The following is a 9,629-nucleotide window of genomic DNA, read 5'->3' as shown; positions in this document are numbered from 1 at the left end:
GGCTTGATGGCAAGGGTTGGACGTTTGTTAAAGACCTGAAAGTCGGCGACTTGCTTGTTTCGAGTGACGGCACTAAACTGGCAATAGACAAGATTGAGAAAGAGTCGCGCGAAGCAACGGTTTATAACTTTGAGGTTGAGGACTTTAATTCTTATTTTGTGTCCAACCTTGGGATTTGGGTTCATAATTGTGCAGTTAAGGTAACGGGTGATGGTGGCCCGAATTTCAGTCCGAATTTTGATAAAAAATTAAGAAAACATGCTCGAGATATTTATGAAACTTCAAGGGACTTAGGTGTTCCAGTTAAAAAAGGAGATAAAGAATGGATGGAAGAGTTCATTTTATCAATTGTAAATGAACCCCAAAATCTCGCTAATTCGAAACCTTTTAAATGGAATACAATTGAGTCTGTAGACGCTTTTGTAATGGGTGATGCTGTTGTGTTAGTTAATAGAGATGCAAACGAAATATTGACTTTCTTGAACAAAAAAGGAAACCGTTTGTCAAGTATGTTAATATCCGAATTAGATTTGATTAGAGAGTGAGGATGAAAATGAATAATTATTTATTATCTTTTACAAAAAAGTTTGATTATTTTTTCGTGCAAAAAGAAATCTCAAATATTATTTATTTACATGATGAGGATGATAACGAGAGATTAGACCATGTCCTTTTCCTTGAGAAAGATGATGGTGATGTTATAGGCTTGTATATAAGAGGTATGAATCCGTTAATCTCAAAGAATAAAATATACGATTTGGATGATTTTAATTTATTTGATAGTTACGAAGGATTAATTGAATGCAAGGAAAATATTAAACTCAAAATAGAGTATGTAGCTTTGTTTTTTAGCACTCAATACAACGAATTACTGGGCGTCTATATGGCGAATAACGATGCATCCAGTTCTATATTTATATTATTTTTACAAGATGAAATTTATATGAAAAATAATTTCAGTAAATGTGAGGCTAGTAGGATGCTTGAAAAAAGATTTTCGATTGAGGGTTTTATAACTTACGAAAAAAAATGCGAAACTGACTGGAAACAAGTAAACTTTTTAAATGGAAAAAATTAAATTTTAAGGATCGGTTCGGTCAACATTTTGTACAAGCCCACTACAACACCCAACAACAAGAGCGTACAATACAACCAACAACGCCACAATTCGGGTCAACCGCCGAGTTGTGGTTTCTTTTTTTATCCGCGGCTATATGCTAAAAAATACAAATATAAAAGTGGTGGTTATTCAAAATACCCCACCCGGTGCCGAATGAGCCCATTATTCAACCAATAACACATCTAACCGATGTAATATCCGCATAAAGATTTCTCCATTTCGGTTGTATGCACATCATATGCTTTAATTTTATAAACTAAATATAACTATTTTTTTACATCAAACAGGTTGATTATGGTCAGATACCACCGTAATCGACCTGTTTTTTGTTATCTTCGTTTTCTAGCATTTTTTCAAATATACTCGCAAATGTAGAATATGCTGCCTCAATGGGGAGGATGAAATGGCAAAAAAATTGCATTTCTTTGAGGTAAATACCGCCACTATTCTTGATGAGGCTTCCTAGTGTCGGAATTACTCATTATTTAATCAGATTGTGACTGAGCATTGTTCCAATTCCGGCTCTGAGGCATGTGGGTAAATAATGGCACCAAGGGTGTCATTTGGGCGGGCTCGAAGCTGAAGAATATTTTTGGTGAAGATACAGTTAAAACGACGAAAAAACTCATCTACGAATGTAACTGCTTTACAGCAGGAACAAAGGTTCTGACAGACGAAGTGATTTTGTTAATCCTCACTCAGAAAAACATTTATTCGATTCAACTAGACCATCGACTAAGAATCGTTCACAATATGGTCAAGACGTTGACGTAGGAAAATTAAGACAAGAGACAATGACTAATCCTGATAAAGCCTACTCAAATTGGCCAAATCCAAATAATCCAAACAACCAAAGAATAACCAAGTATTATAAAGAGTTTGACGGTAATATTAGTACACCTGATACACCAACAGGAAGTCATAGGGTGTTTGAAAATTTGGATGATCCAACCAGAAGTTCACATTTTCCTTATGTTTCAAGAAAATAAATTAGGAGGTGAAAATTTGAATGAATTGTTGTATCACGCCTACTTAGCCGAAGGTCATGAACATTATGTCTCCAAAGAGGTAATTATGTCGGGTGGTATAAATTCTATGACAAAATCAAACAACCGATATAGCAATGGTGGTAGGATAAAACTTGAAGTGACAGAACAATTCAGACCTATAAATACGCCTGATTGGGTCAATTTCAGAAAGGCAATCGGGGTAGATATTGTTAATCGCTTTACAAAATCATTTTGCTTTCCAGTGTTTTCAAACAAAATCTTGGTTTTTGATGGGGACATTTCTCTTTCTATCTACGACCAAGCATTTTATGAGGATTTGAAGGATACCGATGAGGAAGCACTAAATTTTGATACAGGTGAAAGTATTGAACATTGGGTAGAATTGTACTGGGCAAGTTTGATGACCCTCCAAGATTATAAAGCTAAAAAGCCTTTTTCCAAGCCAGAAGTATTGATATTTGAATCTGTACCTAAAGAGATTATTCAAATATGTGAAGGCTAAATTTTGTAAACCTTGATTGGCCTTTTGCCTTTCAAGGTTTCTTTTTTTGAATGACTTCCTTGCCGATCTGGTACCACTGAGGTGAATGGTAAAAGGCTTTCAGCAGGCATTTACGGGTAACAACTATATGACCGGCGAACATCTCTCGGCGGGAGACCGTTGGGGCGAAGGAATTGGAGCAACGCTAAGCATTATTCCGATTCCGGGTCTGAAGCATGCGGGTAAGTATGGCACCAAGGGTGTCATTTGGGCGGGTTCGAAGCTGAAGAATATTTTTGGTGAGGATACTGTTAAAAGGACGAAAAAACTCGTCTACGAATGTAACTGCTTTACAGCAGGAACCAAGGTTCTCACAGACGAAGGGGAGAAACCTATCGAGGAAATCGAGGTAGGGGATAAGGTTCTCTCAAAGGATGACGAAACCGGAGAAGTGGCATATAAAGAAGTCGTGGGGCTGTTCCAGAAACAGGCTGACGAAATTTATTACGTCCACATCGGGGATGAAATCATCGAGGTCACAGGCGAGCATCCATTCTGGCTTGATGGCAAAGGATGGACGTTTGTTAAAGACCTGAAAGTCGGCGACTTGCTTGTTTCGAGTGACGGCTCTAAACTGGCAATAGACAAAATCGAAAAAGAGTCGCGCGAAGCAACGGTTTATAACTTTGAGGTTGAGGACTTTAATTCTTACTTTGTGTCTAACCTTGGGATTTGGGTTCATAATTGTGAGATCCCAGGGATGGGTAATGCAGGTGCACCCAAAGCTGGTGGGGGCAAAAGTAAAAACAATATGAAGTATGATCCTGATGCAACAGGAGAACATTCAACTTATAAGAGTGACCCTCAAACAGGAGAAATAACGAATTGGCAAAGATGGTATAAATCCGACCCAAGAAACCCAAATCCGTTTACTCCAGGGGAGAGATACGATGGCAAGGGAGCAGGGCACTTTAATAAACAAACTGGTCAAATGGTGGAAACACCCCATGTTAATGATCCTAAGACACCGGGGGGAGTAAGAAAGCCATACCCTTGGGAAATTCCAGGTAAGCCTTGAGGAGTGTGAATGAATGGATATTTTGAGGTGGTTACAAGAGTGGTATTCCTCACATTGTGACGGAGAATGGGAGCATGAAAGCTGTATTAGAATAACGTCCATTGATAATCCTGGGTGGCATGTTGCCATAAGTTTGATTGGTACTACGTTGGAAAATAAGCAAGTTGATTTGATTCAAATTGAACGAACCGAAGAAGATTGGATCTACTGCAAGATAGAGGATGGTTGCTTTTCTGGTGCTGGAGGCCCGGGCAATCTTGAAGATGTATTGAGGGTTTTCTATCTTTGGGCAACTAACGATTAAATTTTACACAACCTTGATTGGTTCTATGCCTTTCAAGGTTTCTTTATTGTGGGGGCTACCCAGTGCCAAAGTGGCCTATAAAGAGGTCGTAGGGCTGTTCCAGAAACAGGCTGACGAAATCTATTACGTCCACATCGGGGATGAAATCATCGAGGTCACAGGCGAGCATCCATTCTGGCTTGATGGCAAGGGATGGACGTTTGTTAAAGACCTGAAAGTCGGCGACTTGCTTGTTTCGAGTGACGGTTCTAAACTGGCGATAGACAAGATTGAAAAAGAGTCGCGCGAGGCAACGGTTTATAACTTTGAGGTTGAGGATTTTAATTCTTATTTTGTGTCCAACCTTGGGATTTGGGTTCATAATTGTGAAGTTAATGGGGCGGGTAAACTTAGTCCTATAATGATTGAACTTCATACAAAGTTAGATGACCTTGCTGAAAAACATCTTTTACCGCAGTTCAGAGAAATAGACCCTAATCTTAAATCAGGTTATACAGGGTCGTTTAAGACTGGTACAGTAGGGAATCCGAGTAAACCGACTTATGGTCAACCTATTAATATGAACAAGTATGATATCGATTATTTTATAGAAAGTGATATTCTATACGAGAAATTTGGTAATAGTTTGAAAGCAAATCCGGTATTCAGGAAAATACTTTCTGAAATACCGGGATTTGAGGGACTGAAGCCAAATAAAGAGGGATTTTCAATAAAATTTAAGCCATCAAGTAATTAACTAGGAGGTTACAATGGAGATTTCGGACAAAGTGCATGGTGTTCACTCTAAGGTATATATTCAATATGAAGGCTCTTTACAGGATTTAGGCTCAAAAATAGAAAAAGGACTAAATATACCTACTTTAAGATATGAGAATATGGAAGATGAACCATATGATTTAGTGGGTTACGCTGAGATTTTTGGCTTCGAAGTTGAATTAAAGGAATTACAGAAAAATGATAAGTGGCCGAATTATCAATATTTTCTAGGAGCAACTACTACTGATTCATTTCAAGAAATCTTTAATGACCGTATGTTTGATATTTCACTTTGGATGGCACGGTACATTTCACTTATGTGTGAAGTAACCACCATGGCGGAAAATTTAGATAAACAAACAGGTCAATCATTCTATTTGAATATAACTACATCAAAAAGAGAAAGTAGTTTTGTCGAAGCAAAAAAATAGTTTGCAAGCCATAAAGAGGAAACCATCCTCTCTATGGCTTTTCCTTTTTGGCGGGGGCTACCCAGTGTCGAATGAACTGATTATTCAATGAATAACACACACAGTACGTATACTCTATAAGCAAATAAGTGACGGTATAAAATGGAATGTAGTGATCTGGAATTAATTGACTAATTTATAAAGGTCTGAGAAGGCTATGCCTAGCGTGTATGGTCTTCTATATTAAGTAGATCAACTAAAAGGAGATCTTTATGGAGGATAAAGTACCAAAAATAAACTCTTTATTTAAATATTTAACTCATGGTAATGAAGGTTCTCCAGAGTTTGAAACATTTATGGCCTTCTTACGCGGCTTGAAGGATTATTCAACCTTGTTAGATTTTTATGATGTTGAATTTACCAGTCACCTCTTAGAAGAAGTGTTGCCGAAAACAAATGAAAAGTATAATAAAGCGTTAGTGATTGAGACCATTGTGGAAGCAACTTACGGTAATGCTGAGAAGAGCATGATAGAAAAGCTTTTTAGTGAGTACATTCCTCTATTGGCACAGTATGCTACTACGCTTGAAAATGCGGCCAGATGTTTGGGGGGATTTATTGAATCGGGGATCAGCAGTAATGAAATATTGGTCGGGATCGCTATGTTTAAAGACAAACAACACGCTATTTCATTGTTGACGTATATAAACATTCAATCATGGGGGGATTTGCCTTCTGAATCATCTACGCTTCAAGCCGAAGTTAAGAATGCGCAAAAGGTAAGGGAGCGTACTTATATTTTTGCACAATTTTTGGTTATTCTGCACCCTCTCGTAAGTAAATACCAAGGGATAAGCTCCATTGATTTTGTATTTGATTATGAAGGAGCGCATGTCGATTGGCCGTTTAGTCGAGAGGGCAGTTCTCTAAGGCTGCTTAAACAAAATATCATCGATGAAAGAGAAGGAGCTATATTTGAAGAACTAGGTAAACTCATCCATGATGAAGCCATAGATCTGCAGTCATCAAGAATCCTAAATCCGCTGGATGTTATTTTTACACTGCCTGATGAGCGATAGGAAAGTAGATATTATTTTTTGTAGGGATGATGTACTTGCCATTTACTTGCTTGGTTTTGTAGATACTGAAGATGGAGTAGCGGATTTTTGTCCGAATACGCGTTACTATTATTTCGAAGTAGGCGAGAAATATATTGAATTTGAATCAATTAACCAATACTCAAAACTTAGTGTGAGGATAGTTGATTCGATTCGATATCAATTTGAAATTGATGAGGATATGTTGCCATGCAAGACGTCCGTGAGTCAAATAATATTGACTGACTCGATGTCTGCTAAAAATACTGTTAAGAGTTTCGTTATTAACGGTATAGAGTCTAATGACAATCAACAAATTGTCTGCAACAGCCTTCAGTTAAACTTGAATAATGGACAAGAATTGTTTATTGACCCATCTTTTTATTATGGTATTAATATCGGTGGGGGAGAACAACTATATTACAGGCGAACAGCTCAAAGAGTAGTGAATGGGGAAATCTGTGCAGTAAATAGGGGGAGTGAAATGTCATTTATATTATTAGAGCGGGAGAGAAAGCCAATAAAATTAAGAGGGCAGAAAGTAGTACCCGCCACTATAACAGCCTTAAATAGAAATTTATTACTAGAGGGAGAGTATGTAGGAGTAAAAAGTGGAAAAAAAGTAACGATTATTCATATTGGAGGCAGCGGACTTATTGCTGCTCCTGAACTAAGAGACGCATATAGTATAAGCAATACGATTCCAGCTACTTTAAGCGAAGATGCCGTTCAACTTGATAGCGATGAGATTTTTGTAGTCTATGAAAGGATTTTAGATGTAAAGAGATACGTTTTTGAAGGGATAAGCATGAATAATTTCTGGGATGATGTGTTTTATTCATTTTGGGTACCTAGCGATTATTATATTGACAATGAAAGAATTGGGACGGGGTGGATCAGGATTTCTACAAGAGAAATAATACTTATAAATGGCTCGATTCCAAAAAATGAAAAAATTCAAGTGATCTCTACGCATTCGATTTCTAACTTGAAAATTAATTTGATTTTGGAAACGATAATAGATGATAAATTCCAAGTTTAAACTATGGTTGCAACTGGCGGCAAGCGTTAAAGAGACAACTCCTAATGCTCCTAAACTTGAATGTCCAAGCTGTAGTAGCGCAAATATTAATTTTGAATATATCGGAGATGCTATTAAGAGAAAGGGTTATTTTTTAATGTGGTGTAATGATTGTCTTAAAGGAATACACATTTCAAGAATTGAAATTCCTGAAAAAGCTAAAGTGATTCCATTTGGAGCAACGGCTGATCAAACATCACATATACCTAATTTCACAAAAGTTTTGCCTTGAAATTTATGTAGCCAAGCCCCTTTTAGTGGATAGATTAAATGTGAGTAGAAGGAGAAAAAGTGGTGGCTATAAAAAATTATGACATAATAACTGATAAGCTAAATGCTTGTGGTTCGTGGGCTTATAAAAGAATTGTTAAAATGGAGTACGAGATTGAACTTGATTATGAAGATGATTATATTGGTAGACTTGATATATCGTTTTATGTAATTGTTTTAGAAACAAAAGAGCCATTCAAAGTGAAAATTAGATATCATAATGTTTATGACCTTACATTGCGAAAAGCAACAACATTATGTTTAACAAAAGCTTTAATCATTCATGATTTGAAGGATTTAGGATTGGAAAGCGTTCAAAGGTATCATGTACATGATGATAGTGGATACGGAGAAAACGATGGCTTTGGTGATATTGATTTTTATTGCAGTGCTATTGAGGCAATATCTGTAGAAGAATTTTACTAGTAATCGGCAGCATTGATTTTGTAAGACCTTGATTGGCCTGTTGCCTTTCAAGGTCTTTTTTATTCTAGCCTGGCATTGATCTGGTACCATGAGTAGGAACGGTGAAAGGGGATTGACGGGTTTGAAGCAGGCTTGAAGCTACGGTTAACTTATTTGTTAAAGATAACGTGAATATAAGGAGGAATTTTGAATGTTAAAGGTTATGGCTGAAGTCTGTTTTATATCAGAAAATGAAGGTGGAATGACAAAGGACGTTTTTTCTGGCCTGATGGCATCATTTAATGTGAATGGAGAATTAATTATGTGTAAAATTAACTTAGGAGAAGAAGTTGAAAAAGAGGTCATTCCAAAAGGAGAAAAACATATTGTAAACATTGAGTTGCCTTACGGAGAAGTGTATAAAGATTTAATATTGCCGAATTACGTCTTTAATTTAAACGTTGGCATTAGAGTTATTGCAAAAGGAATCGTACTTGAAGTAGGGCATGAAGCTGAAAAATAACAATGTTTTAACGGCGATTGATAAATTTTTGGGAGAGTATACAAGGACATAGTTCGTAATTGAATCATGTATACTATGATGATTTTAGCTCTTAAGGACCTTAATTTTTAAGTTGTATCCAATCTTGGAATCCGGGTTTATAAAAATAGTGCTTAAGCAATATTAGGCTGCAGGTGAGCATTGCTGTTTTAAGAGCCAAAGTTCGATAACCCAGAGCGAGAATGGTTTTTGATGAATACGTCTAAGCTCATTGTGGATAAAGAAACGGAATTACTGGCTCTTCATAAGGCATTAATGGAGGTGCTTAATTGGTTTTATTCGAACGACAGCCTATTGGGAGTTGTTGTATATGCTCACAGGGTTGGGCTGTAGTTGTCAAAGAGATATCAAGTCAAAAATGCTTTGTATACTGCAATGAATGTGAAGCAGAATGGGATCACCCAGAGGATTTTTTATCCAAGCAAGAAGGGGAATGGTTCAAATATGGAAAAATAACAGAACCCAACGATAAGGATGTTTTGTGTATGGGATGGGATAAATATATTAGCCAAGAATTAAAAAGCAGAGTTATCAATTGCAAAATGAAACCAGTCGATCAAACTATTTTCCTTTAGCCATCATAATACGTGTTTGATTCTAATGTTACAATATTTAAATAAAAGGGAATGAACAGTATGAATTTCATTAGAAATTTTCAATTAATTTCCGAGAAAATATCTACTCCAATTAGAGAAATAGATTTTAAGTTTGTTTCTAGCATTCGCTATTATATTGACTATAACAAACATTATGATGAGGTATCTTTTTTAGAGGTAGGCTATGTTTTGGAGCCAGCGTTAGAAAAGCAACGTTATCAAGTATTGCTTGGGTTTAGCGAGGTCACTTTACTGAATCTGTCAGGGTTTGGCGGGTCATTTAATCAATTGGTCGGTTTTAAAATAAATGATATGAAGGATCGTAATTGGGAAGCGAATCAGAGATATCACGTACATGATTATGAAAATGATGTTATGAGTTTCTATTGTAAAACAATTGAGGTTCTTTCAATCAAAACAATATCATAAACAATCTTGCTTTTATCAGTAGAGAACAAG

General features: G+C 36.6%; 14 protein-coding genes and 1 pseudogene. All 15 read left to right on the top strand.

Going from position 1 to position 9,629, the window contains the following annotated elements:
* Positions 1 to 545: polymorphic toxin-type HINT domain-containing protein (locus WH37_RS35905; RefSeq protein WP_231594086.1), on the top strand; the 545-nt coding region annotated here is incomplete at its 5' end.
* An 8-nt stretch (positions 546 to 553) separates the two neighbouring features.
* Complete coding sequence (locus tag WH37_RS02160) at positions 554 to 1,078, top strand: hypothetical protein (protein ID WP_046229003.1); 525 nt, start codon at positions 554 to 556, stop codon at positions 1,076 to 1,078.
* An 836-nt stretch (positions 1,079 to 1,914) separates the two neighbouring features.
* On the top strand, positions 1,915 to 2,109 hold the full coding sequence (locus WH37_RS36230) for a hypothetical protein (RefSeq protein ID WP_231594085.1): 195 nt from the start codon (positions 1,915 to 1,917) through the stop codon (positions 2,107 to 2,109).
* A 16-nt stretch (positions 2,110 to 2,125) separates the two neighbouring features.
* Positions 2,126 to 2,632: a hypothetical protein gene (locus WH37_RS35900; protein WP_046229002.1), complete on the top strand. Its 507-nt coding sequence runs from the start codon at positions 2,126 to 2,128 to the stop codon at positions 2,630 to 2,632.
* A gap of 85 nt (positions 2,633 to 2,717) precedes the next feature.
* A complete protein-coding gene (locus WH37_RS37305; protein WP_046228911.1) occupies positions 2,718 to 3,689 on the top strand; it encodes a hint domain-containing protein in 972 nt (323 codons plus the stop codon).
* Positions 3,690 to 3,702: 13 nt separating this feature from the next.
* Positions 3,703 to 3,993: an immunity 53 family protein gene (locus tag WH37_RS02140; RefSeq protein WP_046228910.1), complete on the top strand. Its 291-nt coding sequence runs from the start codon at positions 3,703 to 3,705 to the stop codon at positions 3,991 to 3,993.
* Positions 3,994 to 4,063: 70 nt separating this feature from the next.
* Positions 4,064 to 4,729, top strand: a pseudogene (locus tag WH37_RS36215) (polymorphic toxin-type HINT domain-containing protein); the annotation flags it as partial.
* Between the two features lie 13 nt (positions 4,730 to 4,742).
* On the top strand, positions 4,743 to 5,180 hold the full coding sequence (locus tag WH37_RS02130; RefSeq protein ID WP_046228908.1) for a hypothetical protein: 438 nt from the start codon (positions 4,743 to 4,745) through the stop codon (positions 5,178 to 5,180).
* Positions 5,181 to 5,431: 251 nt separating this feature from the next.
* Positions 5,432 to 6,238 (top strand): hypothetical protein, encoded by an 807-nt coding sequence (locus WH37_RS02125; protein ID WP_046228907.1) that lies wholly within the window; start codon positions 5,432 to 5,434, stop codon positions 6,236 to 6,238.
* Positions 6,207 to 7,298, top strand: a complete 1,092-nt coding sequence (locus WH37_RS02120; RefSeq protein ID WP_156182203.1) for a hypothetical protein — start codon at positions 6,207 to 6,209, stop codon at positions 7,296 to 7,298. The genes WH37_RS02125 and WH37_RS02120 overlap by 32 nt, the downstream gene beginning before the upstream one ends.
* Positions 7,279 to 7,569, top strand: a complete 291-nt coding sequence (locus WH37_RS02115; protein WP_046228905.1) for a hypothetical protein — start codon at positions 7,279 to 7,281, stop codon at positions 7,567 to 7,569. The genes WH37_RS02120 and WH37_RS02115 overlap by 20 nt, the downstream gene beginning before the upstream one ends.
* A 62-nt stretch (positions 7,570 to 7,631) precedes the next feature.
* Positions 7,632 to 8,033 (top strand): hypothetical protein, encoded by a 402-nt coding sequence (locus WH37_RS02110; protein WP_046228904.1) that lies wholly within the window; start codon positions 7,632 to 7,634, stop codon positions 8,031 to 8,033.
* A 190-nt stretch (positions 8,034 to 8,223) separates the two neighbouring features.
* Complete coding sequence (locus tag WH37_RS02105; RefSeq protein ID WP_046228903.1) at positions 8,224 to 8,535, top strand: hypothetical protein; 312 nt, start codon at positions 8,224 to 8,226, stop codon at positions 8,533 to 8,535.
* Between the two features lie 308 nt (positions 8,536 to 8,843).
* Entirely contained in the window at positions 8,844 to 9,149 is a 306-nt protein-coding gene (locus WH37_RS02100) for a hypothetical protein (RefSeq protein WP_052736749.1), read from the top strand.
* 60 nt (positions 9,150 to 9,209) lie between these two features.
* Positions 9,210 to 9,599 (top strand): hypothetical protein, encoded by a 390-nt coding sequence (locus tag WH37_RS02095; protein ID WP_046228902.1) that lies wholly within the window; start codon positions 9,210 to 9,212, stop codon positions 9,597 to 9,599.
* The last annotated feature ends 30 nt before the right edge of the window (positions 9,600 to 9,629 follow it).

It is taken from the genome of Paenibacillus algorifonticola (assembly GCF_000971975.1).
GTDB classification, from domain to species: Bacteria; Bacillota; Bacilli; order Paenibacillales; family Paenibacillaceae; genus Pristimantibacillus; species Pristimantibacillus algorifonticola.
Note: the sequence above shows the minus strand (reverse complement) of the source record. Positions and strands in the feature narration are given on the sequence as shown.

Bases quoted from the DNA above. Each gene is read 5' to 3' on its own strand.
- WH37_RS02115 (WP_046228905.1), top strand. From the start codon at position 7,279: ATGATAAATTCCAAGTTTAAACTATGGTTGCAACTGGCGGCAAGCGTT.
- WH37_RS02120 (WP_156182203.1), top strand. From the start codon at position 6,207: ATGTTATTTTTACACTGCCTGATGAGCGATAGGAAAGTAGATATTATT.
- WH37_RS02140 (WP_046228910.1), top strand. From the start codon at position 3,703: ATGGATATTTTGAGGTGGTTACAAGAGTGGTATTCCTCACATTGTGAC.
- WH37_RS36230 (WP_231594085.1), top strand. From the start codon at position 1,915: ATGACTAATCCTGATAAAGCCTACTCAAATTGGCCAAATCCAAATAAT.
- WH37_RS02130 (WP_046228908.1), top strand. From the start codon at position 4,743: ATGGAGATTTCGGACAAAGTGCATGGTGTTCACTCTAAGGTATATATT.
- WH37_RS02160 (WP_046229003.1), top strand. From the start codon at position 554: ATGAATAATTATTTATTATCTTTTACAAAAAAGTTTGATTATTTTTTC.
- WH37_RS02105 (WP_046228903.1), top strand. From the start codon at position 8,224: ATGTTAAAGGTTATGGCTGAAGTCTGTTTTATATCAGAAAATGAAGGT.
- WH37_RS37305 (WP_046228911.1), top strand. From the start codon at position 2,718: ATGGTAAAAGGCTTTCAGCAGGCATTTACGGGTAACAACTATATGACC.
- WH37_RS02125 (WP_046228907.1), top strand. From the start codon at position 5,432: ATGGAGGATAAAGTACCAAAAATAAACTCTTTATTTAAATATTTAACT.
- WH37_RS02095 (WP_046228902.1), top strand. From the start codon at position 9,210: ATGAATTTCATTAGAAATTTTCAATTAATTTCCGAGAAAATATCTACT.